Source organism: Microbacterium sp. NPDC060132, assembly GCF_042729675.1.
GTDB classification, from domain to species: Bacteria; Actinomycetota; Actinomycetes; order Actinomycetales; family Microbacteriaceae; genus Microbacterium; species Microbacterium sufflavum.
This window is the reverse complement of the sequence record NZ_JBHWXU010000001.1, coordinates 3,041,377-3,065,513: the sequence shown is the minus strand read 5'-3', so window position 1 is coordinate 3,065,513 and position 24,137 is coordinate 3,041,377. Positions and strand designations below refer to the sequence as shown.

Annotated in this window: 20 protein-coding genes; 13 read left to right on the top strand and 7 right to left on the bottom strand. The window is 69.8% G+C overall.

Going from position 1 to position 24,137, the window contains the following annotated elements:
• Window positions 1–40 precede the first annotated feature (40 nt).
• Window positions 41–1,414 (bottom strand): dihydrolipoyl dehydrogenase, encoded by a 1,374-nt coding sequence (lpdA, locus tag ACFWCH_RS14815; protein ID WP_378803733.1) that lies wholly within the window; start codon window positions 1,412–1,414, stop codon window positions 41–43.
• Between the two features lie 5 nt (window positions 1,415–1,419).
• Complete coding sequence (locus ACFWCH_RS14810; protein ID WP_136036090.1) at window positions 1,420–2,895, bottom strand: leucyl aminopeptidase; 1,476 nt, start codon at window positions 2,893–2,895, stop codon at window positions 1,420–1,422.
• A 114-nt stretch (window positions 2,896–3,009) separates the two neighbouring features.
• Here ACFWCH_RS14810 and ACFWCH_RS14805 point away from each other — a divergent pair, with 114 nt between their 5' ends.
• From ACFWCH_RS14805 to ACFWCH_RS14795, 3 genes are all read left to right on the top strand, one after another.
• On the top strand, window positions 3,010–3,951 hold the full coding sequence (locus ACFWCH_RS14805; RefSeq protein WP_378803732.1) for a proteasome assembly chaperone family protein: 942 nt from the start codon (window positions 3,010–3,012) through the stop codon (window positions 3,949–3,951).
• A gap of 168 nt (window positions 3,952–4,119) precedes the next feature.
• Window positions 4,120–5,358 (top strand): RNA polymerase sigma factor, encoded by a 1,239-nt coding sequence (locus ACFWCH_RS14800; RefSeq protein ID WP_378803731.1) that lies wholly within the window; start codon window positions 4,120–4,122, stop codon window positions 5,356–5,358.
• Complete coding sequence (locus ACFWCH_RS14795) at window positions 5,358–6,050, top strand: coenzyme F420-0:L-glutamate ligase (RefSeq protein ID WP_205812673.1); 693 nt, start codon at window positions 5,358–5,360, stop codon at window positions 6,048–6,050. Before ACFWCH_RS14800 ends, ACFWCH_RS14795 begins: the two co-directional genes overlap by 1 nt.
• Before the next feature lie 57 nt (window positions 6,051–6,107).
• Here the strand turns inward: ACFWCH_RS14795 and ACFWCH_RS14790 are convergent, their stop codons facing one another.
• Entirely contained in the window at window positions 6,108–7,124 is a 1,017-nt protein-coding gene (locus tag ACFWCH_RS14790) for a sugar-transfer associated ATP-grasp domain-containing protein (RefSeq protein ID WP_378803730.1), read from the bottom strand.
• An 82-nt stretch (window positions 7,125–7,206) separates the two neighbouring features.
• On the opposite strand from ACFWCH_RS14790, the gene ACFWCH_RS14785 reads away from it, so the two are divergent.
• On the top strand, window positions 7,207–7,905 hold the full coding sequence (locus ACFWCH_RS14785) for an alanine racemase C-terminal domain-containing protein (protein ID WP_206251188.1): 699 nt from the start codon (window positions 7,207–7,209) through the stop codon (window positions 7,903–7,905).
• Window positions 7,902–8,942, top strand: a complete 1,041-nt coding sequence (locus ACFWCH_RS14780; protein ID WP_378803729.1) for an alanine racemase — start codon at window positions 7,902–7,904, stop codon at window positions 8,940–8,942. Before ACFWCH_RS14785 ends, ACFWCH_RS14780 begins: the two co-directional genes overlap by 4 nt.
• A gap of 32 nt (window positions 8,943–8,974) precedes the next feature.
• Here the strand turns inward: ACFWCH_RS14780 and ACFWCH_RS14775 are convergent, their stop codons facing one another.
• Window positions 8,975–9,193 carry a hypothetical protein gene (locus ACFWCH_RS14775; protein WP_136033021.1) on the bottom strand — a complete coding sequence of 73 codons (219 nt, stop codon included), beginning with the start codon at window positions 9,191–9,193 and terminating at the stop codon, window positions 8,975–8,977.
• Window positions 9,194–9,373: 180 nt separating this feature from the next.
• Here ACFWCH_RS14775 and ACFWCH_RS14770 point away from each other — a divergent pair, with 180 nt between their 5' ends.
• Window positions 9,374–11,485 (top strand): type IIA DNA topoisomerase subunit B, encoded by a 2,112-nt coding sequence (locus ACFWCH_RS14770; RefSeq protein ID WP_372490596.1) that lies wholly within the window; start codon window positions 9,374–9,376, stop codon window positions 11,483–11,485.
• A 54-nt stretch (window positions 11,486–11,539) separates the two neighbouring features.
• On the opposite strand, the gene ACFWCH_RS14765 is transcribed toward ACFWCH_RS14770, so the two are convergent.
• Window positions 11,540–13,981 (bottom strand): DNA topoisomerase (ATP-hydrolyzing) subunit A, encoded by a 2,442-nt coding sequence (locus tag ACFWCH_RS14765; RefSeq protein WP_378803728.1) that lies wholly within the window; start codon window positions 13,979–13,981, stop codon window positions 11,540–11,542.
• A 44-nt stretch (window positions 13,982–14,025) separates the two neighbouring features.
• On the opposite strand from ACFWCH_RS14765, the gene ACFWCH_RS14760 reads away from it, so the two are divergent.
• Entirely contained in the window at window positions 14,026–15,147 is a 1,122-nt protein-coding gene (locus ACFWCH_RS14760; RefSeq protein ID WP_378803727.1) for an alkaline phosphatase family protein, read from the top strand.
• 27 nt (window positions 15,148–15,174) lie between these two features.
• Here ACFWCH_RS14760 and sepH read toward each other — a convergent pair whose 3' ends face one another.
• On the bottom strand, window positions 15,175–16,218 hold the full coding sequence (gene sepH / locus ACFWCH_RS14755) for a septation protein SepH (protein WP_378803726.1): 1,044 nt from the start codon (window positions 16,216–16,218) through the stop codon (window positions 15,175–15,177).
• Between the two features lie 199 nt (window positions 16,219–16,417).
• Here sepH and ACFWCH_RS14750 point away from each other — a divergent pair, with 199 nt between their 5' ends.
• Window positions 16,418–16,711 carry a DUF4193 domain-containing protein gene (locus ACFWCH_RS14750; protein ID WP_025103572.1) on the top strand — a complete coding sequence of 98 codons (294 nt, stop codon included), beginning with the start codon at window positions 16,418–16,420 and terminating at the stop codon, window positions 16,709–16,711.
• A 71-nt stretch (window positions 16,712–16,782) separates the two neighbouring features.
• Here ACFWCH_RS14750 and ACFWCH_RS14745 read toward each other — a convergent pair whose 3' ends face one another.
• A complete protein-coding gene (locus ACFWCH_RS14745; protein ID WP_136036097.1) occupies window positions 16,783–17,247 on the bottom strand; it encodes a DUF3093 domain-containing protein in 465 nt (154 codons plus the stop codon).
• A 12-nt stretch (window positions 17,248–17,259) separates the two neighbouring features.
• Between ACFWCH_RS14745 and dut the strand changes: the two genes are divergently transcribed.
• The 5 genes from dut (at window position 17,260) to dxs (ending at window position 24,133) form a co-directional block, all read left to right on the top strand.
• Window positions 17,260–17,730, top strand: coding sequence for a dUTP diphosphatase (gene dut, locus ACFWCH_RS14740; RefSeq protein WP_136033032.1), 471 nt, complete (start codon window positions 17,260–17,262; stop codon window positions 17,728–17,730).
• Window positions 17,727–18,314, top strand: coding sequence for a DUF3710 domain-containing protein (locus tag ACFWCH_RS14735; protein WP_136033035.1), 588 nt, complete (start codon window positions 17,727–17,729; stop codon window positions 18,312–18,314). The genes dut and ACFWCH_RS14735 overlap by 4 nt, the downstream gene beginning before the upstream one ends.
• Entirely contained in the window at window positions 18,311–19,048 is a 738-nt protein-coding gene (locus ACFWCH_RS14730; protein ID WP_378803725.1) for a DUF3159 domain-containing protein, read from the top strand. The genes ACFWCH_RS14735 and ACFWCH_RS14730 overlap by 4 nt, the downstream gene beginning before the upstream one ends.
• Window positions 19,049–19,201: 153 nt before the next feature.
• Window positions 19,202–22,036, top strand: a complete 2,835-nt coding sequence (locus ACFWCH_RS14725) for an aconitate hydratase (protein ID WP_136036099.1) — start codon at window positions 19,202–19,204, stop codon at window positions 22,034–22,036.
• A 156-nt stretch (window positions 22,037–22,192) separates the two neighbouring features.
• Window positions 22,193–24,133 (top strand): 1-deoxy-D-xylulose-5-phosphate synthase, encoded by a 1,941-nt coding sequence (dxs, locus tag ACFWCH_RS14720; protein ID WP_136036100.1) that lies wholly within the window; start codon window positions 22,193–22,195, stop codon window positions 24,131–24,133.
• Window positions 24,134–24,137: the final 4 nt, after the last annotated feature.

Below are 24,137 nucleotides of genomic sequence, written 5' to 3'. Positions count from 1 at the left end.
GACGCTTGTCTAGCTTAGTGACTCGGGCACCGGTTGGTGCTCAGAGGGCGTGCAGGGGCTTTCCGGCCAGCGCGAGGAAGGCCTCGCCGAGCGCTTCGCTCTGCGTGGGGTGCGCATGGATGAGCGGAGCGATGTCCTCGGGGTGCGCCTCCCAGGCCACAGCGAGCTGACCCTCGGTGATGAGCTCGCCGACGCGGTCACCGATCAGATGCACGCCGAGCACCGGGCCGTCCTTCTGGCGGACGACCTTGACGAGGCCGCCCGTTCCGATGATCTCGCTCTTGCCGTTGCCGGCGAGGTTGTACTCGTAGGACGACACCGCGTCGGCGCCGTGCGCGGCCACGGCCGCCTCCTCGGTCAGCCCGACCGAGGCGACCTCGGGGCTGGAGTACGTGACCTTCGGGATCTGCACGTCGGGGACCGTCGCGGGGGAGAGGCCGGCGATGCGCTCGGCCACCGCGATGCCCTGCTGGAAGCCCCGGTGGGCGAGCTGGAGCCCTGGGACGATGTCGCCGACCGCCCACACCCCGGGAACCCCGGTGCGCAGTTCCTCGTCGACCGTGACGAACCCGCGGTCGAGGACGACGCCCGCCTCCTCGAAGCCCAGATCGGCCGTGGCGGGACCGCGACCGACTGCGACGAGCAGGTAGTCCGCGGTGAGCTCCGTGCCGTCCTCGAGGGTCACGCTGACGGACGTGTCGTCCTGGGTGGCCTGCTGGAACCGCACTCCGAGCGAGTACTGGATGCCGCGGCGCCGGAACGCGCGCTCGAGCCCCTTGCTCATCGCGATGTCCTCGTTCGGCACGAGGTGCGGCAGCGCCTCGACGATCGTGACCTCGACACCGAAGGAGCGCCAGACGCTCGCGAACTCCACGCCGATCACACCGCCGCCGAGCACGATGACGCGCTCGGGGATCACATCGAGCGCGAGCGCCTGCTCGCTGGTCAGGATGCGGCCGCCGATGTCGAGCCCGGGAAGCGTGCGGCTGTACGAGCCGGTGGCGAGCACGACGTCCGTCCCGACGTACACGTCGTCGCCGACGCTGACGCTCCGGTCTGCGTTGAGCCGTCCCGTCCCGGTGACCGTGGTGATGCCACGCGCCTTGACGAGGCCCTCGAGCCCCTTGTACTTCTTCGCGACGATGCCCTCGCGGTATGCCCGCACGCCCGCCGCGTCGATGCCGTCGAGGGTGGCCGAGATCCCCACCGCTGCGGCGTCGCGCACATGCTCCGCCACCTCCGCCGCGTGCAGCAGCGCTTTGGTCGGGATGCAGCCGCGGTGCAGACAGGTGCCTCCGACCTTGTCCTTCTCGATCAGCGCGACCGACTTGCCGAGTTCGCTGGCGCGCAGCGCGGCCGCGTAGCCGCCGCTGCCACCGCCGAGCACGACGATGTCGAAGGTGTGGGTTGTCATCGGTGTTATGCCTCCGTGTGGGATGCTGCTTCGGCGAAGGCGACGATCGATCGGACCATCGCCCCCGTTGGACCCTTCTCCGTGAAGCCGTACGGCGCACCGGCGTGTTCGCCGGAGCCCGCGATGTCGAGGTGCACCCAGGGGATGCGGGCGGCGTCCTCGGCGTCCGAGACCGGTCCGACGAAGCGTCGCAGGAACAGACCGGCGAACGAGGCGCCGCCCATCCGGTCGCCCATGTTCGCGTTCTGCAGGTCGGCGATCGGCGACTCGAGGGACTCCTCCATGTACGAGGGCAGCGGCATGTGCCAGGCGGGCTCTCCGGTCTGCTCCGCCGCGGCGAGGAACCGCGTCACCGTCTCGTCGTCGCCGAACACGCCCGTGTGCCGGTGTCCGAGGGCGGCGACGATCGCACCGGTCAGCGTCGCGACGTCGATGATGACGTCGGGGTGCTCTCGGCTGGCGGCGACCAGGCCGTCGGCGAGGACCAGGCGCCCTTCGGCGTCGGTGTTCTGCACCTCGACCGTCGTGCCGTCGAGGATGCGGATGACATCACCGGGGCGCAGGGCGCGGCCGGACGGCATGTTGTCGGTGATGCAGAGCCAGGCGGTGACGCGCACCGGGAGCCCGAGCCGGGCGATGGCGCGAAGGGCGGCCAGGGACGTCGCGGCCCCGGCCATGTCGAACTTCATGCCCACCATCGAGGCGGCCGGCTTGAGGGAGAGACCACCGGTGTCGAACGTGATGCCCTTGCCGACCAGGGCGAGGTGCCGCACGGCGTCTGCGGGGGAGTAGTCGAGGCGGACCAGACGCGGCGGCCGGTCGGACCCCTGCCCGACCCCGAGGATTCCGCCGAAGCCCTGCTCCGCCAGCGCGGCCTCGTCGAAGATGTCGACGGTGACATCGAGCTCGGCGACGCTGTCGGCCGCGCTCTGCGCGAGCTGCGCGGGGCTCTGCCACTCCGCGGGGACGTTCACCAGATCCTTGATCAGCGCGACGGCTTCGCCCAGGGTCTGCGCTCGGGTGATCGTCTCGTCGTCGAGGTCCGCGTGGACGGTGATCCGCTCGGCGCGCGCCTTGCCCTTCTCGGTGCGGTAGCCGTCGAAGCGGTGACCGCCGAGCACGGCCCCCTCGGCGGCGGCGGCGGCGTGGCCGTCGAGGCCGGAGGCGAGCCCGAGCGCGACGTGCGGGAACCCGGTCAGCGAGCGGAGGGCGACACCGGCGGCGCTGCGGATCGCGGCATCGTCGATGCTCTTCCCTGCACCGACGACGGCGAACGGCAGGGTGGAGACGTCGGGCGCGTACACGCGGGCGAACGATCCGGCGGCACCGGTGAACCCGATGCCTTCGAGGACCTCGGCGAGGCCGGGGTAGGCCCCCAGCGACTCGGCCGAATCCGAGAGATCGGGAACGACGAGCACTGCGGCATCAGCAGCGCTTCCGGGGAACTGATCGGTGGTGTGCGAGAGCACGGGAAGCGTCATGCTCTCCATCCTAGGAGGACCTCTGCGACCGGGCGGCCCCGCGTGCCCCCGCGTGTTCGCTCTCAGCGAGACGGCCCGGGGCCCCTCGTCGGGACCTGCTCGTAGCATGGAGTCATGCCCTTCTCCGGAGAGATCCACGAACGCGTCGCGAACGCGCCGACGGTGCCGCACGGACTGCCCCTCGTCGTGCTCCTGACCGGCTTCACGGATGCCGGGAGCGCGGTGTCCGGACTGATCGACCACCTCCGCGAGTCCACATCTCCGCAGCCGCTCGTGATCTTCGACAACGATGTGCTCCTCGACTACCGGGCCCGCCGTCCGGTGATCTCCTTCGATCAGGACCACCTCTCCGAGTTCCGGCCGCCTCGGCTGGAGCTCTCGCTCGCGACGGACGCCCTCGGTCGCCCGTTCCTCCTCCTCGCGGGCTACGAACCGGACTTCGCCTGGAACGCCTTCGCCGAGACCGTGCTCGACCTCGCCGCGGAATACGAGGCATCCGGACTGCACTGGGTGCATTCGATCGCCATGCCCGTGCCGCATACCCGCCCCATCGGCACGACGGTGAGCGGCAACCGCCGTGACCTCGTGGTCTCGCACTCGGTGTGGCGCCCGCGTACGCAGGTGCCGGCGACCGCGGGGCATCTGCTGGAGTTCCGTTTCGCCGAGCGCGGCGAACGAGTGGTGGGCTTCGTGCTGCTCGTGCCGCACTACCTCGCCGAGACGGAGAACCCCGACGCGGTCAGCGCCGCGGCCGAGAAGCTCATGGCATCCACGGGACTGGTGCTCATGCTCGACGCCGTGCGCGAGCGCCGGGAGGACTACATCGCCAGGGTGGACGAGCAGGTCGCGGCGAACGACGAGCTGCAGCAGATGGTCCACAACCTGGAGCGCCGCTACGACGCCTACATGGCAGGCCGCGACCCCGAGGACGACAGCTACGACGAGGGCGGGTTCAGCGAGCGCGACCTGCCGAGCGCGGACGAGCTGGCGGCGGAGCTCGAGCGCTACCTGGCCACGCGACCGTCGGGCGACGAGGACAAGCCCGGCCGCGGCTGAGCCGGATCGACGCGAACTTCGCCGGATTGCATCCGGAGCGCCACACGTGTGCGATACTAGGAGTCCGACCCGTTGTCAATCGGCGTTTTCGAACTCCGGACTTGACAAGGGTCTTACTAGTGTCCGAAATGTCCCGGGGCCCGTGATCGGCTCCGTGAAAGGCGAAACGTGACTCCTGCCACGACGAAGAACACACGGACGAAGAAGGCCGCCGAAGAACCCACGCCCGACGAGGAGATCGAGGTCGAGAACCTCGACGAGGCAGCGCCCGCCAAGCGCGGTGCCGCCAAGCGCGGCGCGGCGAAGAAGAAGAAGTCGGAGGACGTCGTCGAGGAAGACGACGCCGCGACCGATTCCGCCGAGGAGAGCACGGGGGACGACGAGGAGGAGGACGCCAAGCCGGCGTTCACCGAGCCGCTGCCCACCGGCGCGATCGTCATCTCGTCGAACGACGACGAGGACGTCCCCGTCTACTCGACGCAGATCACCGGCGCCACGGCCGACCCCGTCAAGGACTACCTGAAGCAGATCGGAAAGGTCGCGCTGCTGAACGCGGCCGAAGAGGTCGAGCTCGCGATGCGCATCGAGGCGGGTCTGTTCGCCGAGGAGAAGCTGTCCGCGATGACCCCGGCCGAGAAGTCGAGTCAGCTGGGTCTCGACCTCCAGTGGGTCGCCCGCGACGGCCAGCGAGCCAAGAGCCACCTGCTCGGCGCGAACCTGCGGCTCGTCGTCTCGCTCGCCAAGCGGTACACCGGTCGCGGCATGCAGTTCCTCGACCTGATCCAGGAGGGCAACCTCGGTCTGATCCGCGCCGTCGAGAAGTTCGACTACACCAAGGGCTTCAAGTTCTCGACCTATGCGACCTGGTGGATCCGTCAGGCGATCACGCGCGCCATGGCCGACCAGGCCCGCACGATCCGCATCCCCGTGCACATGGTCGAGGTCATCAACAAGCTCGCCCGCGTGCAGCGGCAGATGCTGCAGGACCTGGGTCGTGAGCCCACCCCGGAGGAGCTGAGCCGCGAGCTCGACATGACCCCGGAGAAGGTCGTGGAGGTGCAGAAGTACGGCCGTGAGCCCATCTCCCTGCACACTCCGCTCGGTGAAGACGGCGACAGCGAGTTCGGTGACCTGATCGAGGACACCGAGGCGGTCGTCCCCGCCGATGCCGTGGGCTTCACGATGCTGCAGCGCCAGCTCGAGCAGCTGCTCGACTCGCTCTCGGAGCGGGAGGCGGGCGTGATCCGCATGCGCTTCGGCCTCGGCGACGGTCAGCCCAAGACGCTCGACCAGATCGGTGACACGTTCGGCGTGACGCGTGAGCGGATCCGTCAGATCGAGTCGAAGACGATGGCCAAGCTGCGCCACCCGAGCCGCTCGCAGTCGCTGCGGGACTACCTCGAGTGATGCAGGCGAACGAGGGCAAGGCGCTCGAGACCAGCGTCGACGGCACGAGCTACGCGCGCATCCCGTTGCGCACCCGCGTGGTGATGCCGGACGACGACCTCGACGCGGTCATCACCGAATACGCGAAGGACGCCGTGCAGCCGGGAGACCTGCTGTTCGTCACGGAGAAGATCGTGGCGATCACGCAGGGTCGGTCGTACCGCCTGGACGAGATCACGCCGCGCAAGCTCGCGCTGTTCCTCTCGAAGTACGTCACGCGCACGCCCTACGGCATCGGGCTCGGCATGCCCGAGACCATGGAGATGGCACTGCGGGAGTGCGGCACGCCGCGTATCCTGTTCGCCGCCGCCGTCTCGGCGGTCACCAAGGCGTTCGGACGAAAGGGCGACTTCTATCGCATCGCCGGGGACAAGGCGCGCGCGATCGATGGCCCCACCAAGCACACGATCCCGCCGTACAACCAGGCCGTGGTGCTCGGCCCGAAGGACCCGGACGGCGTCGCAGCACGGCTCAAGGGCCTGCTCGGTGGGCAGGTGGAGGTCGCGGTGGTGGACATCAACGACCTCGGCGGCAACATCCTCGGATCGACGCTCGACAAGGCCGGCGAAGCCCGGCTGGTGAAGATCCTCGGCGACAATCCGCTCGGCCAGGGACTGGAGTCCACGCCGCTCGGCATCGTCCGCGCGGTCTGATCTGCTGGTTCGACGAGAACGCCCCCGGAGGAATCCGGGGGCGTTCTGTCGTGGTGGTCAGAACCCGATGACCTCGCGGTAGCGCGGCTTGTGGCCGGTGCGGATCCCGGTGACGCTGGGCTTGTTCTCGTACACGCCGGCGCCCCAGTTGCCCTCGACGAGCACGGGACCGCCCGGCGTGACGACGACGTCCCAGCCGACGTACTGCACCTCGGGCACGACCCTGGCCACGCGGTCGATGAAGGCTCGCACCTCGTCCATGAAGGGCAGCTGGAAGTCCGCGATGCGGAAGCCCGAGTCCGGGTGCGTCTCGTGCACGTGGCCGTGCGAGTCGTACCCCGCGCCGACCGCGTGTCCGTTCTCGTCGAGCATCGTGTAGAAGCCCCCGAAAGTCATCTGATCACTCACGGCGCCCCGCCCGAACTTCTGAGCCATCGCGAGGATGTGCGCCTTCTCGCCGTCGAAGAACGCGGTGATGCGGGTCGTGTTCACGGTGCCAGGGCAGACGGCGGCGAGGTCGTCGTGCTGTCGGATGACCTCTTCGATGAGGAGCTCGCCGCGACTCAGCAGCCCGCGGTGGAAGGCATCCCAGTCGTCGATATCGGCCGCGTGGTACCGGTGCACACCGGTGCCCGCCTGGCCGACCGGCTCCTTGGTGACGATGGTCCCCAGGCGTTCCGTGAGCGCGCGCACCTCGGCGGCGTTGCCCTCTTCGACCACCAGCCACTCGCGATGGAGGTGCTCGGAGAACTTCCGGTTGAACTCGATCTTGTCCTGGAAGATCCACCGGAAGTCCGGGTGGTCGTACTTCTGGGAGAGCTGGTTCGACACGGGGTGCGTCATGTAGGTGTCGCGCTCGGCACGGGTGAGCATCGCGAAGTCGTAGTCGATGTAGTCCTGGAACCCCACGTTGTGCCGCGCGGCGGACCACAGCATGTCCACGACGATCGTCGGGACGGGCTTGTGGTGCTGTGCAGAGGCCTCCTTCGCTCGCTCGACAACGGAGCCGACGTCGATGCGACGGGCGCGGCCGAGGAGGTAGCGGATGCGGGGCGCGAGAGAAAGACGAGTCATGGAGCTCCGGGGGTTGGGGATGCCGTCCAGTCTACGGGGGAGTCACACCGGGATCCCGGAACACGAAGCTAGGCTGGATCACGTGTGTGACACGACCTCGAGTGCGCTTCCGCGGGCGCTGATCTCCCGCTCCGCCCTCACCGCCGCAGCGGTTGCGGCCGTCCGCGAGGGGGGAGTGCGAGCAGACCTGCGCCGCGACGCCTGGGGTCACGGGCTGCTCGCCGTGGCCCACGCCGTGACGGTGGCCGGTGCCCGCGAGGTGCGCGTGGACAGCGAGGGCGAGGTGGAGATGCTGCGGCTGGAGGGCATCGCGGGGGTCACCACGGGGGAACCGGACATCGACCCGTCGATCCTCTACGGCCTCCCCGGCAGCAATCACGACGCGACACCGGTCCTGCGGCTGACGGGACGCGTGATGTCGACCAAGCCGCTGCGCGCGGGCGACGCCGTCTCCTACGGCTACACGTTCCGCGCGTCGGGCGACACCACGGTCGCGCTCGTGACCGGAGGGTACGCCCAGGGCATCGTGCGCGCGCTCGGCAACGTCGCCCTGGTCGAGGTGGACGGCATCCTCCGCCCGATCGTCGGCCGCGTGGCCATGGACGTCTGCGTCGTCGATCTGGAGGGCACGGAGGCCCCGGTCGGCGCCGAGGTGACGTACTTCGGTGGCACCGGACCCGCCCGAGACGAGATCGTCCGATGGTCCTCGGCGACGGACATGTCCGCCGCGGAGCTGGTCGCCGTCGCCGGTTCGCATGCCGTGCGGGGGTGGGAGGCATGAGCCGCCCCGAGCTGCGGCTGAGCGCGCGGACGCTCCGCGACAACATCGCGGCGGTCACCTCCCGCCTCGGCGGATGCGAGCTCATGCTCGTGCTCAAGGACGACGCCTACGGCCACGGCCTCACCTGGACCGTGGAGACGGCCGTACAGGCGGGGGTGGCGTCGTTCGGAAGCTACGACGTGCGGGGCGGCCTCGACGTGCGACGGCTCGTTGGGCCTGAGGCGAGGGTGTTCGCGTGGGCCACCTCGACGGATGCGGAGATCGACGAGGCGCTGCTCCAGGGGATCGACCTCGGCGTGGGCACTGTGGAGTACCTGCACCGCATCATCGCGCGGGCCGAGGCGCTCGGGGCTGTCGCGCGCGTGCACCTGAAGATCGACACGGGCCTGCACCGCAACGGCGTGCTCCCGGAGGACTGGCCGGGGGCGATCGCGCAGGCTCGGGCTGCAGAGGCTGCCGGACTGCTGTCCCTGGAGGGGATCTGGAGCCACATCGCGGAGGCGAGCGATCGCGAGGACGATGACGCGCAGGCCGTGTTCCTCGATGCGGTCCGCGCCGCCGGGGGGACGGGCCCGACACCGGCCGCCCTTCACCTCACCGCGTCCGCCGCGTCGTGGTGGCGTCCCGAGCTGCGGGGCACCGTCGCCCGCATCGGTGCGTTCTGCTACGGGATCCGCTCCGCGGACGGGCCCGAGCTGGAGGGTGTGCGCCCGGTCGCGCGACTGGTGGCGCCGGTCGCACGCGTGGAGGAGGGTCGCGCGGTGATCGAGGTCGGCGCCTTCGACGGATTGCCATCGACGCTCGTCGGGGCCCGGGTCGGCACGCCGGCCGGAGCACGCGCGCTCGAACGGATCGAACCGTTCTTCGCGCAGATCGAGGGATGGGCGGGACTGTCCGTCGGGGACGAGGTGACGGTTTTCGGTCCCGGAGAGGCGGGCGAGTCCTCGGCCACGACGCTCGCGGAACGGATCGACACGGTCGGCGAGGAGATCCTCACGCGGCTGAGTCCGCGGATCCGTCGCGTGCCGGTGGACTGAGCCGGCGGGTCCGGCTCACTCCACCCGCGCGATCAGACCGTCTCGACGAGGCGAGCGGTCTCGTCGTGCCAGCTGGTGGCGACGCTGCGGAGCTTCTCCTCGTACTTGCGGCCGTGGTGGGCGCAGAACAGGAGCTCGGAGCCGTTGACCTCGGCGGCGATGTAGGCCTGCGCACCGCAGGAGTCGCACCGGTCCATCGCGGTCAGCCGGAACTCGACAGCGGAGGTCTCACGTTCGGTCGTTGCATTCATCTCGGGGCCTCCTCGGGTGTCGGCGTCCTTGTTGGTCGTGCTCAATACAACCACGCCCCGCCTGTGGGCATGCCCGGTTGTCGGCGTGTTTCGCTCAGCGCGTACGGGCCGGCGCCGACTGCCGACGCGTGGGGAGTGTCGGCCGAGTCCACGGCGCCCGCGCGAATAGACTCGGAGATTGTGAATGCCGAGTACTCCGCCCATCATCTCCAGGTGCTCGAAGGACTCGAGGCGGTCCGCAAACGACCGGGCATGTACATCGGCTCGAACGGTTCGCCCGGGCTCATGCACTGCCTGTGGGAGATCATCGACAACTCCGTCGACGAGGCCGTCGCCGGCAACGGGTCGCGCATCGACATCATCCTGCACGAGGACGGCAGCGTCGAGGTGCACGACCGAGGCCGCGGCATCCCGGTCGACGTCGAACCGCGCACCGGGCTGTCCGGCGTCGAGGTCGTCTACACCAAGCTGCACGCCGGCGGGAAGTTCGGCGGCGGCTCGTACGCCGCGTCCGGTGGACTGCACGGCGTCGGCGCCTCGGTGGTCAACGCCCTCTCCGAGCGTCTCGACGTCGAGGTCGATCGCGGCGGCAAGACCTATGCGATGTCGTTCCACCGCGGCGAGCCTGGCGTGTTCCGCGACTCCGGCGAGAAGCGGCCCGACGCGCCGTTCACGCCGTTCGAGGAGAAGAGCGAGCTACGGGTCATCGGCAAGGCGCCGCGCGGCGTCACCGGCACGCGCGTGCGCTACTGGGCCGACCGGCAGATCTTCACGAAGGATGCCGCGTTCCAGCTGGCTGAGCTGGAGACGCGTGCGCGACAGACGGCGTTCCTGGTCCCGGGCCTCGAGATCGTGGTGCGCGACGAGCGCGCCGGTACGGCGCCCGTCGGCGACGACGGCGCTCCCGCCGGGCCGATCGAGACGTCGTACCTGTACGAGGGCGGCATCTCCGAGTTCGTCGACTACCTCGCCATCGACCCGCCGGTGACGGACACGTGGCGCATCCAGGGCGAGGGCACGTTCCGCGAGACGGTGCCCGTGCTGCAGGCGGACGGCCACATGGTCGCGACCGAGGTGGAGCGCGTCTGCGAAGTGGATGTCGCACTGCGCTGGGGCACGGGCTACGACACCCGCATCCGCTCGTTCGTCAACATCATCTCCACGCCCAAGGGCGGCACGCACCAGCAGGGCTTCGAGCAGGAGCTGCTGAAGGTTCTCCGCGCGCAGGTCGAGCAGAACGCCCGCCGGCTGAAGGTCGGCAACGACAAGCTGGAGAAGGACGACGTGCTGGCCGGGCTCACGGCCGTGCTCACCGTCAACGTGCCAGAACCGCAGTTCGAGGGCCAGACCAAGGAGGTGCTCGGCACGCCGGCGGTGCGGCAGATCGTCGCCCAGGTCATGCGCAAGGAGCTCCTGCAGCGCTTCACCTCGACGAAGCGCGACGACAAGAGCCAGGCCACGCAGCTCCTCGACAAGATCGTGTCCGAGATGAAGGCCAGGGTGTCCGCGCGGGCGCACAAGGAGACACAGCGTCGCAAGAACGCGCTGGAGTCGTCCACGCTCCCCACGAAGCTCGTCGACTGCCGCACCAACGACGTCGAACGCAGCGAGCTGTTCATCGTGGAGGGCGACTCCGCTCTCGGCACGGCGAAGAACGCGCGCAACAGCGAGTTCCAGGCACTCCTGCCCATCCGCGGCAAGATCCTCAACGTGCAGAAGGCCTCGGTCGGGGACATGCTCTCCAATGCGGAGTGTGCGTCGATCATCCAGGTGATCGGAGCGGGCTCGGGTCGCACGTTCGACATCGAGGCGGCGCGCTACGGGAAGATCATCCTGATGAGCGACGCCGACGTCGACGGCGCCCACATCCGCACCCTGCTGCTCACGCTGTTCTTCCGGTACATGCGACCACTGATCGAGCACGGCCGCGTGTTCGCCGCCGTTCCTCCGCTGCACCGCATCATCGTGATCAACCCGGGGTCCAAGCCGAACGAGACGATCTACACGTACACCGAGCAGGAGATGCACGCGCTGCTGGCGAAGCTCCGCAAGGCGGGCAAGCGGTGGCACGAGCCGATCCAGCGCTACAAGGGTCTCGGGGAGATGGACGCCGAGCAGCTGGCGAACACGACCATGGACCGCTCCGGGCGTCTGCTCCGTCGCGTCCGTATGGAGGACGCGGAGGCCGCCGGTCGCGTGTTCGAGCTGCTGATGGGCAACGAGGTCGCTCCGCGGCGCGAGTTCATCATCGACTCGGCCGACCGGCTGTCGCGCGAGTCCATCGACGCCTGACACGCAGCGGGGAGCCCGAAGCCCGGGCACCCCGCTCGACGGCTCCTCGCGCGCTCAGACGATCGTGCGCCCGATGCTGCCGATCACGCCGTCGATGGGCTGACCGGAGGCATCGCGTCGGGCGCCGGACTCCGGGAGCTTGCGGACGGCACCCGTCGGGTCGACCGCGAGCGGCGGGTTGGGACCGACCCACGCGACCGTCAGCCGGTCCTCGCCCTTCAGGAAGGCGTGGGCGCGCACCCCGCCGGTCGCTCGTCCCTTGGCGGGGTACTCCGCGAACGACGAGACCTTCGCGCGTCCTGGATCGGTTCCGGGCAGGATGCTCTCGGCACCCGACACGGTCGCCACGACCGCGTCGACCCCCGGTGCGACCACCCCGAAGAACAGCACCGTGGCGCCGGCCCCGAGCTTGATGCCGGCCATACCTCCGGCGGCAGCGCCCTGCGGTCGCACGCTCGCGGCAGCGAAGCGGAGCAGCTGCGCATCGGAGGTGAGGAACACGAGCTCGGCGTCGTCGGGGGACTCCGCCGCACCCACGACCGTGTCGCCGGGCTTGAGGCCGATCACCTCGAGCTCCGGGCGGACGGGGAGCGCCGACGGCACGATGCGCTTCACGACGCCCTGCGCGGTGCCCAGGGCGATCGGCGTGTCGCTGTCGAAGCGGACGAACCCGAGGATGCGCTCGCCCTTCGTGGTGATGCCGAGGTAGTCGCGCAGCGGGGCGCCGGCCGCCAGCTGGACGGAGCTCGCCGGAACCGACGGAAGGTCGACGGGGGAGAAGCGCACGACCCGTCCGCTGCTCGTGAGCGCACCGAGCTCGGCGCGCACCGTGGTCTCGACCGTGGCGAGGATGGCGTCGTGTTTGCTCCGGCGGGTGGGGGCCGTGAGCTCCTGGCCGTCGCCCAGGTCGACCCGGACGGCACGACCGGTGGTGGACAGCACGAGCGTGGTGGGCGCGTCGGCGATCTGCAGGTCGGCGGCCCCCTTGGCGGCGCGGGGCTTCGGCGGAGCCGCGTTGAGCAGCAGCGTGCGTCGCGGGGTCCCGTATGCCTCGGCCACGGCGTCGAGCTCGCGGGCGACGGCGGCGCGGAGCAGCGCGGGGCTGCCGAGCAGCTCGCGCAGGTTCGCGATCTCGGCGAGCAGCGCGTCGCGCTCGGTCTCCAGCTCGATGCGGGAGAACTTGGTCAGGCGCCGCAGCCGCAGCTCGAGGATGTACTCGGCCTGCGGCTCGCTGAGATCGAAGACCGAGCGCAGGCGGGTGCGCGCCTGTTCCGAGTCGTCGGAGGAGCGGATGACCTGGATGACCTCGTCGATGTCGAGGATCGCGATGAGGAGGCCCTCGACGAGGTGGAGACGTTCCTCGCGCCGGGCGAGGCGGTAGCGGCTGCGGCGGGTGATGACCTCGATGCGATGCCCGACGTAGACGCTCAGCATCTCCTTGAGGCCGAGGGTTCGCGGCTGCCCGTCCACCAGGGCGACGTTGTTGATGCTGAACGAGTCTTCCAGCGGTGTCAGCCGATACAGCTGTTCCAGGACCGCGTTCGGATCGAACCCGGTCTTCACGCCGATGGCCACGCGCAGTCCGTGGTTGCGGTCGGTGAGGTCGGTGACGTCGCTGATGCCCTGCAGCTTCTTGGCCTGGACGGCGTCCCGGATCTTCTCGATCAGTCGCTCGGGGCCGACCATATAGGGCAGCTCGGAGACGATGATGCCCGTGCGGCGGGGGCCGAGCGGCTCGATCGATGTCTTGCCGCGGACCTTCAGGGCGCCGCGGCCGGTGGTGTACGCGTCCTTCACGCCGTCGAGGCCCATCAGGATGCCGCCCGAGGGGAAGTCGGGGCCGGGCACGTACTCCATCAGCTCTTCCGTCGTGGCGTCCGGGTGCTCGAGGAGATGCACGGCTGCGGCCACGACCTCGATGAGGTTGTGCGGGGCCATGTTCGTCGCCATGCCGACGGCGATGCCGCTGGCGCCGTTGACCAGCAGGTTCGGGAAGGCCGCGGGCAGCACGGCGGGCTGCTGGAATTGGCCGTCGTAGTTGGGGATGAAGTCGACGACGTCCTCGTCGAGGTTCTCCGTGAGGGAGAGTGCGGCGGCCGCGAGTCGTGCCTCGGTGTACCGGGCGGCCGCCGGGCCGTCGTCGAGTGAGCCGAAGTTGCCATGCCCGTCGACGAGCGGCACGCGCAGCGCCCACTCCTGGGCGAGCCGCACGAGCGCGTCGTAGATGGCGGAGTCGCCGTGGGGGTGCAGCTTTCCCATCACCTCGCCGACGACGCGCGCGCTCTTGACGTGACCGCGGTCGGGGCGCAGACCCATCTCGGCCATCTGGAACAGGATGCGGCGCTGCACCGGCTTGAGCCCGTCCCGCGCGTCCGGAAGGGCGCGGGAGTAGATGACGGAGTACGCGTATTCGAGGAAGGAGCCCTGCATCTCGTGAGAGAGATCGATGTCCTGGATGCGTTCGTCGACGGGCTCGGACGGCGGGGTTTTCGGCATGGACTTCCTGGGGGCGTACGGGAGCCTGTGTCAGACTGGCTCGGATGTCCCTCATGCTACCGTCCGCCTCGCCCAGCGCCCGGAGCGTCGTCGGGGTGGCGGGCGACCTGAGCGCCGCTCTCCGCGGCGAGTCGGAGCTGCTCCCGCGCGCGGAGTCGGTCGTGCTGGTGGTCGTCGACGGCCTGGGCGCGCTCGGTCTCCGCGGCCACTCCGGTCATGCGCGTACGCTCAGCGGGGCGATGACGAAGCGGGATGTCGCGCACAGCGTGTTCCCGTCGACGACGGCTGCCGCGCTGACCAGCATCGTGACGGGCGCGTGGCCTGGCGAGCACGGGCTGGTGGGGTACCGCGTCCTCGACCGCGAGCGTGACGTGCTCGTGAACCAGCTCAGCGGGTGGGAGAGCGACGGGCTCGACCCGCTCGCGTGGCAGCCGGTGCCGACCGTCTTCGAGCGGGAGTCCGCCGCGGGCGGAGAGACGTTCGCCGTGGGGCTCGCCGCGTACGCCACGAGCGGGTTCACGCGCGCGACGCTGCGCGGCGCGACCTTCGTCCCCGCGCTGACCCCGGAGGATCGGGTCGAGGCGGCCTTCGCTCTCGCCCACGACCATCCGGGCTCCTTCGTCTACTGCTATCTGCCCGAGGTCGACAAGGCGGGGCACCGCTACGGGATCGCCTCCGCGGAGTGGGTCTCGGCGCTGGAGCGCATCGATGCCGCCCTGAGCGTTCGTGTGCCTCCGGGCGTGGGCGTCCTGGTGACCTCCGACCACGGCATGGTCGATGTCCCCGTCCATCGGCAGGCGGTCCTCGATGAACCGCACTTGCGCGGGGTGCGGCACCTGGGCGGCGAGCCGCGCATGCTGCACGTGTACCTGGAGCCGGCCGCCGACGAGAGCGCGGTGCTCTCCCGGCTGCGCACCGACCTGGAGGGCGCCGCCGATGTCGTGACGCGCGACGACGCCATCAGGGCCGGCCTGTTCGGTCCCGCGGTGACGGAGGCCGCGGCTGCCCGGGTGGGGGACGTGCTCGTGATCGCGCGCGCGGCCTGGGCGGTGTACGACGGCACCGCAGCGGATCAGCGCAATCGCGGCATGATCGGACAGCACGGTGCCATGACCGATGAGGAGACGCGGGTGCCGCTCATCCGCCTCGGTGCGTTCGCACGGTGACGCCGGTTTCACCACCGAAAGCGCGGCTCACTCGTCGGTGCGCGCCCCGAAGACGATCTCGTCCCACGACGGCATGGCGTTGCGCCGACGACGACGGCCGCCGCTCTCCGCCGGTTCGGCGGGGCTGCGCGGCGACTCCGGTTCCGTCGTCTCCGGCTCGCTGACATCGTCGAAGGCCTCGAAGAGGGAGATCGGGCTCGACTCCTCGCGGCTCTCCTCATGCTCCTCGAGCAGCGGTGACGACTCACGCTGACCCCGACGCCGTCGCAGGGCCTCCAGCAGGTCGGCGGTCTCGGCGCTCGGGGCGCTGGAGTCGGGGGCGCGGTTGATCGCCGCGTCCTGAACAGCGGGGGCGGAGCGCTCCGGCAGCGACGGCTCTTCGACCTCCGCCTCCGGGGCGGGCACGAGGCGCGGTCCGAACGCACCGGAGTCGAAACGGCTGTCGTCCTTGTACGGCGACGTCGTCCGGTCGGCTTCCACCGCGCGGAGCCGGGGGATCAGTCCCTCGGGGAGCGAGCCCTGACGGGAGAGCTGAGTGGCGTCGGCGTTGAGGGGCGAGAGCGCGCTGCGCCGGGGGTCGAAGCTCCACCGGGCGTCGTGATCGACGTCGTTGGCTGTGAACTCGAGCTTCACGATCCAGCCGGTGTCCTCCTTCCAGCTCGCCCAGCGCTCGGATGTCGCCGCGACCTCTGCGAGCTTGGCGCGCACGGCCGCGCCGAACGTCGGCTGGGCGTCCGGTTCGACCTCGCTGCCGATGAGCACGGGCACGGCGAGAGCCTGGCCGATGATGTGCTCGCGCTCGGCGAGCACCGGCCCCTCGAAGCGGACCACGTCGTCGACCGCGATACCGAGCAGCTCGGCGACCTCGGGTGCGGTGAGACCGGCGCGGATCTGCGCCTGGATGTCGCGCGGGCTCGCGGCGAGCTTCTGGACGGTCGGTTCGGCCTGTCGGGTGGCGCGGCGGATCTCCCGCTGCAGCACGTCGTCGATGGGCAGCGCGAAGCGTTCGCCCGACTCGGTCGCGAGCACGAGGACTCCTGCTTCAGTGCCGACGATGGTGACGTTTTCCATGCGAATGCCCCTCTGATGGGTGTGCGTTCATGGTGTCACGGGGGAGGGGGCGGAACAGGGAATATCGCGGGCGTGCCGTGAGTTTGCCCTGTCGCATGCGGAGGCATTTGCGAAATGCCCCACCGTCATGCAAACTATGGCCGCCGATTACCCGACGGCACACCCGCCCACTCGCACCATGAAAGTGGAGATTCACCGCATGGCAACCGATTACGACGCTCCCCGAAAGAGTGAAGACGACTCCGAGTCGATCGAAGCCCTGAAGGAGCGTGTGCCGGACAAGCTGTCCGGCACGACGGGGGACGAGGACTCCGACAACCCCTCGAACTTCGACCTGCCGGGCGCGGACCTCTCCGACCTCGAGCTCGACGTCGTCGTGCTGCCCGCGCAGCAGGACGAGTTCACGTGCATGAGCTGCTTCCTCGTGAAGCACCGTTCGCAGCTCGACCACGAGGGACCCGACGGCCCCATCTGCAAGGAGTGCGCTGCCTGAGCAGTCCTCCGAGCGACGCATGACGCGCCCCCGACCATCCGGTCAGGGGCGCGCTGTCGTTGGCGGGTGACTCAGCCTTTCGCGGCGCGGATCGCCGCAGCGAGGCGGTCGGGGGTGCGGGTCGAGATGGTCCACGCCACGACCGGATCCGCGTCGTCGAGGTTGGGCACCACGACCAGGCCGTCGATACCGCCGCGGATGAGGTGCCACCCGCGGGCGGGGAGTCCGGGTCCTCTGGCGTGACGTGCGTCTGCTCCATCGAGCGCGAGCGGTTCGCCGAGGTGGGTCACGTCGATGTGCGCGCGACCGGCGCGGAGCACGCCGTCCTCGACCGAGACGACCGGGGCAAGACCGATGACCGCGAGGACGAGCGCGGCGGAGACCAGCGCGCCGAGGACGAGCGCGACCGTCGATCCGACCGGGACGAAGATGAGCGAGACCATCGGTCCGGCGAGAGCGACGGTGACGAGGAGCCAGAGGCTCGGTGCGAGCCGCTCCCGGTAGCGGGGACGTGCGGCGGTGGCGGGGTTCTGCATTAGCCTCATGGGGTGACCGATTCCGTTGATGTCCCCATTATCGCCGCAGTGGTCCCCGGCTATGCGCACCCGGGTGACGCGGGCGCCGATCTGGTCGCCGCGGAGGCCGTGCACCTGGAGCCGGGGGAGCGGGCTCTCGTCCCGACCGGCGTGCGCATCGCCCTCCCGGACGGCTACGCGGCCTTCGTCGTTCCGCGCAGTGGTCTCGCGGCGAAGCACGGGATCTCCATCGTCAATGCACCGGGCACCGTCGACGCCGGCTACCGGGGTGAGATCAAGGTGAGCCTGATCAACACGGACATCCACAGCGCGTACGATGTGGCCGTCGGCGATCGCATCGCCCAGCTCATCGTGATGCCCGTGACCCGCGCCCGGTTCCTGCCGGTCGAGGAGCTCCCGGACAGCGTCAGGGGCGACGGGGGATTCGGATCGACCGGCTACCAGGCACAGGCCACCGCGAACGAAGCAGGACAGGCGAGATGAGCGACAACAACGCGACCCCCTCCAAGTCGGCGCCGGAGAACCGCGCCACGGAGGGTCCTTTCGACGACTCCGAGGCGAACCCGGTCCGCCCGTACATCGACCTCGGCGGGATCAAGATCCTTCCGCGCGAGGGTCTGAACCTGCGCCTCGAGGTCGAGGAGCAGTCCAAGCGCATCGTCGCCGTCGGACTCGACTACGCGGAGTCCTCGTTGCAGGTGCAGCCGTTCGCGGCACCCCGATCGGGCGGCCTGTGGGACGAGACCCGCGTGCAGCTGCGTGATCAGGTGAAGGCGCAGGGCGGACGGGTCGAGGAGCGGGAGGGCCCGCTGGGCAAGGAGCTGCTCGCCGAGGTCCCGGCCACGGCGGCCGAGGGCTCCGGCCTGCGTCTGGCACGCTTCATCGGCATCGACGGCCCGCGGTGGTTCCTGCGCGGTGTGATCGGCGGGGCGGCGGCGTCCGATCCCGAGGCGGCCGCGAAGGTGGAGGACCTGTTCCGTTCCATCGTCGTCGTGCGTGGCGGCGCCCCCATGCCCCCGCGTGACCTCATCCCCCTGAAGATGCCGGCGACCCCGGGCTCGGCGTGAGCTCCCCGGTTCCCGAGGAGCCGGAGCGCCCGCAGACCGCGTCGGAGATCCTGGGTGCCGCGCTGGGGGGAGCGGCCAGGAAGGCGGGCCTCGATCCCGCGCAGAGCGCGCGCACGCACACGGTCGTGTGGTCGGCGATGGGCGGCTGGCGCGGCATCGTCGAATCGGTGCTCCCGAGCCTCGCGTTCGTCATCCTCTTCACCCTCCGCCCGCAGCCGCTGATTTTTCCGCTCGGCGTCTCCGTCGGGCTTGCCGCGATCTTCACGATCGTGCGCCTGGTGCAGAAGTCGCCACCGTCCGCGGCGCTCGGCGGCCTGATCGCCGCGGTCGCCGCCGCAGGACTGGCGCTCTGGACCGGGCGCGGCGAGGACAACTTCGTCCCCGGGCTCATCACCAACGCCGTGTACGGGTCGGCCATCCTCGTGTCGGCGCTCATCGGGTGGTCGGTCATCGGTCTGGCCGCCGGCTTCCTCATGGGCGAGGGCACCGCGTGGCGGACGGACCGCCGCAAGCGTCGCGCCTTCTTCTGGCTCGGCATCGCGTGGGCGGCCCTCTTCTTCGCGCGACTGGCCGTGCAGTTCCCCCTGTATCTCGCGGGCGACGTGACGGCGCTCGGAACGCTCAAGCTGGTGATGGGACTGCCGTTGTTCGCGCCGCTCATCGCGGTCACCTGGCTGGTGGTCCGTGCGCTGTATCCCCGCGCGCCTTCGCGCGAGGATGCCGCCGCGGCGTGATAGATTTATCTCGACATCAAGATAAATCGCGGGCTTTCGCCCACGCGTCGCGGGGAGCAGACTGGTTAGGTCCGCCTTCCTAGCCGCCGGGGTGCGCGGGCGAGCAAGATGGAGGCGCCTGTCGCTCCCATCCGAATAGAAGGAGACGGATTCGTGTCCACGGTGAACAGCTTCGGTGCCAAGAGCACCCTGACGGTCGGCAGCACCGACTACGAGATCTTCCGCATCGACACGGTGCCCGGTTTCGACAAGCTTCCCTTCAGCCTCAAGGTCCTGCTGGAGAACCTGCTTCGCACCGAGGATGGCGCGAACGTGACGAAGGCGCAGATCGAGGCGCTCGGCTCGTGGGATGCCACCGCCGAGCCGAACACCGAGATCCAGTTCACGCCGGCGCGCGTGGTCATGCAGGACTTCACCGGCGTGCCCTGCATCGTCGACCTCGCCACGATGCGCGAGGCAGTCACGGCGCTCGGCGGCGACGCCAACAAGATCAACCCGCTCTCGCCCGCCGAGATGGTGATCGACCACTCCGTCATCGCCGACCTCTTCGGGACCGAGAACGCGCTCGAGCGCAACGTCGAAATCGAGTACGAGCGCAACGGCGAGCGGTACCAGTTCCTGCGCTGGGGCCAGACGGCGTTCAGCGACTTCAAGGTCGTCCCGCCCGGCACCGGCATCGTCCACCAGGTGAACATCGAGCACCTGGCCAAGGTCATCTACGACCGCGAGGTCGGCGGCGTGCTGCGCGCGTACCCCGACACCTGCGTCGGCACCGATTCGCACACCACGATGGTGAACGGTCTCGGCGTGCTCGGCTGGGGCGTCGGCGGCATCGAGGCCGAGGCCGCGATGCTCGGCCAGCCCGTGTCGATGCTCATCCCGCGCGTCGTGGGCTTCAAGCTCTCGGGCGAGATCCCCGCCGGTGTGACCGCGACCGACGTCGTGCTCACCATCACCGACATGCTGCGCAAGCACGGCGTGGTCGGCAAGTTCGTCGAGTTCTACGGCGAGGGCGTCGCCTCGGTGCCGCTCGCGAACCGCGCCACGATCGGCAACATGTCGCCGGAGTTCGGCTCCACCGCCGCGATCTTCCCGATCGACGACGTCACGCTCGACTACCTGCGCCTCACCGGCCGCAGCGAGGAAGCCGTCGCGCTTGTCGAGGCGTACGCCAAGGAGCAGCAGCTCTGGCACGACGCGTCGCGCGAGCCCGTGTTCAGCGAGTACCTCGAGCTGGACCTCGGCACGGTCGTCCCGTCGATCGCCGGCCCGAAGCGTCCGCAGGACCGCATCCTGCTGTCCGAGGCCAAGTCGCAGTTCGAGCAGGACATCCTGGCCTACGCCTCGCCCTCGACCAGCGAGGACATCGTCGACCTCGAGTCGAAGCACTCGTTCCCCGCGTCCGACCCCGGGCAGGTCCCCGGCGAGGAGGAGCCGACCACGCGTCCGGTGCACATCAGCAGCGGCGCCCCGGTCAACGCCTCCAACCCGGTGCCGGTCACCACCCCGGACGGCGAGAAGTACATCCTCGACAACGGCGCTGTGACCCTCGCCGCCATCACGTCGTGCACGAACACGTCGAACCCGTCGGTCATGATCGCGGCCGGTCTGCTCGCACGCAAGGCGCGCGAGAAGGGCCTGAAGCAGAAGCCCTGGGTCAAGACGACGCTCGGCCCCGGCTCGAAGGTCGTCACCGACTACTACGAGAAGTCCGGCCTCGACAAGGATCTCGAGGGCCTCGGCTTCTACACCGTCGGCTACGGCTGCACGATCTGCATCGGAAACTCCGGCCCGCTGATCGAGGAGGTGTCGGAGGCGATCAACTCGCACGACCTCGCCGTGACGGCCGTCCTCTCCGGCAACCGCAACTTCGAGGGCCGGATCAGCCCCGACGTGAAGATGAACTACCTGGCCAGCCCGCCGCTGGTCATCGCGTACGCCCTCGCCGGATCGATGCACTTCGACTTCGACACCGACGCGCTGGGTCAGGACGCCGACGGCAACGACGTGTTCCTCAAGGACATCTGGCCGTCGCCGGAAGAGGTGCAGGAGATCGTCGACTCGTCGATCTCGCGCGACCAGTTCATCAAGCAGTACGCCACGGTGTTCGACGGCGACGAGCGCTGGCGCAACCTGCCGACGCCCGACGACGACACGTTCCAGTGGGACGAGAACTCGACCTACGTGCGCAAGGCGCCGTACTTCGATGGCATGACGATGGAGCTCACCCCGGTGCAGGACATCCAGGGCGCGCGCGTCATGGCGACCCTGGGCGACTCGGTCACGACCGACCACATCTCGCCCGCTGGCAACATCAAGCCGGGCACCCCGGCGGCGCAGTACCTCACCGAGCACGGCGTGGACCGCAAGGACTTCAACTCCTTCGGCTCGCGCCGAGGCAACCACGAGGTGATGATCCGCGGCACGTTCGCGAACATCCGTCTGAAGAACCTCATGGTCTCGGCCGTCAACGACGGTCAGGTCGTCGAGGGCGGGTTCACGCGCGACTTCACCCAGCCGGGCGGTCCGCAGTCGTACATCTACGACGCGTGCATGAACTACGCCGAGCAGGGCACCCCGCTCGTCGTGTTCGGCGGCAAGGAGTACGGCTCCGGCTCGTCGCGCGACTGGGCGGCCAAGGGCACGAGCCTGCTGGGCGTCAAGGCCGTGATCACGGAGAGCTTCGAGCGCATCCACCGCTCCAACCTCATCGGCATGGGCGTCGTCCCGCTGCAGTTCCCGGCGGGCGAGAGCTGGGAGTCGCTGGGCCTCGACGGCACCGAGATCGTCTCGATCACGGGCCTCGAGGAGCTCAACAACGGCGTCACCCCGAAGACGGTCAAGGTCACCGCCACCCCGAGCGAGCACTCGCCCGAGGGCAAGCAGCCGATCGAGTTCGATGCGGTCGTCCGCATCGACACCCCCGGTGAGGCGGACTACTACCGCAACGGCGGCATCCTGCAGTACGTGCTGCGCTCGCTCGTCTGACGCGTCTCACGGAGGGGCCCGGGTCTACGGACACGGGCCCCTTCGCCGTGTCAAGGGGGCGTCGTCCTCGGCGGCTTCTCCGACTCCGCGAGGTAGGATCGGTAGGCGCTCGCACCCGTGACGGGCGTCTCTGTCGAAGCCTGTGAGGAGGCGCAGATGCCCATTCTTCCGAGCATCTCTGGACCCCGCGACCTGGACCGCCTGTCGCCAGAGCAACTGGAAGAACTCGCCTCCGAGATCCGCACGTTCCTCGTCGAGAACGTCTCCCGTACCGGGGGCCACCTGGGGCCGAACCTCGGCGTCGTGGAGCTCACCATCGCCCTCCACCGCGTGTTCTCGTCTCCCGACGACCCCTTCATCTTCGACACCGGGCATCAGTCCTACGTGCACAAGCTGCTCACAGGGCGCCAGGACTTCTCCGGACTGCGCGTGCGCGGCGGTCTGGCCGGCTACCCGCAGCGCGGCGAGAGCCCCCACGACGTGGTCGAGTCCTCCCACGCCTCGAGCTCGCTGAGCTGGGCAGACGGCGTGTCCCGCGCCCTCACCGCGACCGGACGCGCCGACCGCCATGTGGTCGCGGTCGTGGGCGACGGTGCGCTCACCGGCGGCATGACCTGGGAGGCGCTGAACAACATCTCCGACGACAACGACCGCAACCTGGTGATCGTCGTCAACGACAACGGCCGCTCCTACGCACCCACGATCGGCGGGATGTCGCGGTACCTGAACCGGGTCCGCACGGCGGCCGCGTACAAGGACCTCCACCACAAGTCGGACCGTCTGTTCCGCGCGTTCGGCCCCGTCGGCAGGGCCGTGTTCCGTGGGGTGCGGGGTGGCACGCACGGCTTCCTCTCCCGCTTCACGAACAACGAGGCCCTCTACTCGAACCTCGACATCAAGTACCTCGGCCCGGTGGACGGCCACGACCTCCCGGCCCTGCTGGAGACCCTGGAGCTCGCGAAGTCGTACGGCGCGCCCGTCATCGTGCACGCCATCACCGAGAAGGGGCGCGGGTACCAGCCCGCGCGCGACGACGACGCCGATCAGTTCCACGCGGTCGGGCGCATCGACCCCACGACCGGGGAGACGCTGTCCTCCGGCGGGCGCGGATGGACCGACGTGTTCTCCGACGCGCTGGTCGACGTGGGCGAACGGCGCTCCGACGTGATCGCGATCACCGCGGCGATGCTGCGGCCGACCGGCCTGGCCCCCTTTGCCGAGCGCTTCCCGGATCGGGTCTACGACGTGGGTATCGCCGAGCAGCACGCCGTGGCCTCGGCGGCCGGACTCGCCTACGGCGGGCTGCACCCGGTGGTCGCGGTGTACGCGACCTTCATGGGCCGCGCCTTCGATCAGGTGCTCATGGACGTCGCGCTGCACCGTGCCGGCGTCACCTTCGTGCTCGACCGGGCCGGGGTCACCGGTCCCGACGGTCCGAGCCATCACGGCATGTGGGACCTCGCGATGCTGCAGATCGTGCCGCACATCCGCATCGCCGCGCCGCGCGACGGCGTGCGACTCACCGAGGCGCTGGACGAGGCGGTCGCCGTCGAGGACGCGCCCACCGTGATCCGGTTCCCGAAGGGGGAGGTCGCGCCCGACCTCCCGGCGATCGAGCGCCTCGCTGACGGAGTCGACGTGCTGGCCAGGGGGGAGAGCGAAGACGTGCTCATCGTCGCGATCGGCCCGTTCGCCGAGCTCGCCCTCGATGTGGCGGACCGCCTCCGCGCGCAGGGCATCGGTGCGACGGTGCTCGACCCGCGCTGGGCGATCCCGGTGCAGCCGTCGGTCGTCGAGCACGCCGCTCGTCATCGCCTGGTCATCACCCTGGAGGACGGCATCCGCGTCGGCGGCATCGGCACGCGCGTGCGCCAGGTGCTGCGCGAGGCCGGGATCGACACGGCCGTGGACGAGCTGGGGCTGCCCGACGAGTTCCTCGACCACGCGTCGCGCGACCAGATCCTCGCGGATGCGGGGCTCACCGCGTCGAAGATCGCCCAGGACGTGGTGGCGCAGGTGCTCGGGACGCGCATCCCCAAGGCGCGCCACGCGGGAGAGACCGGTACGATCGACCTCCCGCTGCACGAGCGCCACTGATCCG

What these genes read in the sequence shown, in the direction of transcription:
- lpdA (WP_378803733.1), bottom strand. Translation starts at nt 1,414, where the DNA reads ATGACAACCCACACCTTCGACATCGTCGTGCTCGGCGGTGGCAGCGGC.
- ACFWCH_RS14810 (WP_136036090.1), bottom strand. Translation starts at nt 2,895, where the DNA reads ATGACGCTTCCCGTGCTCTCGCACACCACCGATCAGTTCCCCGGAAGC.
- ACFWCH_RS14805 (WP_378803732.1), top strand. Translation starts at nt 3,010, where the DNA reads ATGCCCTTCTCCGGAGAGATCCACGAACGCGTCGCGAACGCGCCGACG.
- ACFWCH_RS14795 (WP_205812673.1), top strand. Translation starts at nt 5,358, where the DNA reads ATGCAGGCGAACGAGGGCAAGGCGCTCGAGACCAGCGTCGACGGCACG.
- ACFWCH_RS14790 (WP_378803730.1), bottom strand. Translation starts at nt 7,124, where the DNA reads ATGACTCGTCTTTCTCTCGCGCCCCGCATCCGCTACCTCCTCGGCCGC.
- ACFWCH_RS14780 (WP_378803729.1), top strand. Translation starts at nt 7,902, where the DNA reads ATGAGCCGCCCCGAGCTGCGGCTGAGCGCGCGGACGCTCCGCGACAAC.
- ACFWCH_RS14775 (WP_136033021.1), bottom strand. Translation starts at nt 9,193, where the DNA reads ATGAATGCAACGACCGAACGTGAGACCTCCGCTGTCGAGTTCCGGCTG.
- ACFWCH_RS14765 (WP_378803728.1), bottom strand. Translation starts at nt 13,981, where the DNA reads ATGCCGAAAACCCCGCCGTCCGAGCCCGTCGACGAACGCATCCAGGAC.
- ACFWCH_RS14760 (WP_378803727.1), top strand. Translation starts at nt 14,026, where the DNA reads ATGTCCCTCATGCTACCGTCCGCCTCGCCCAGCGCCCGGAGCGTCGTC.
- sepH (WP_378803726.1), bottom strand. Translation starts at nt 16,218, where the DNA reads ATGGAAAACGTCACCATCGTCGGCACTGAAGCAGGAGTCCTCGTGCTC.
- ACFWCH_RS14750 (WP_025103572.1), top strand. Translation starts at nt 16,418, where the DNA reads ATGGCAACCGATTACGACGCTCCCCGAAAGAGTGAAGACGACTCCGAG.
- ACFWCH_RS14745 (WP_136036097.1), bottom strand. Translation starts at nt 17,247, where the DNA reads ATGCAGAACCCCGCCACCGCCGCACGTCCCCGCTACCGGGAGCGGCTC.
- ACFWCH_RS14735 (WP_136033035.1), top strand. Translation starts at nt 17,727, where the DNA reads ATGAGCGACAACAACGCGACCCCCTCCAAGTCGGCGCCGGAGAACCGC.
- dxs (WP_136036100.1), top strand. Translation starts at nt 22,193, where the DNA reads ATGCCCATTCTTCCGAGCATCTCTGGACCCCGCGACCTGGACCGCCTG.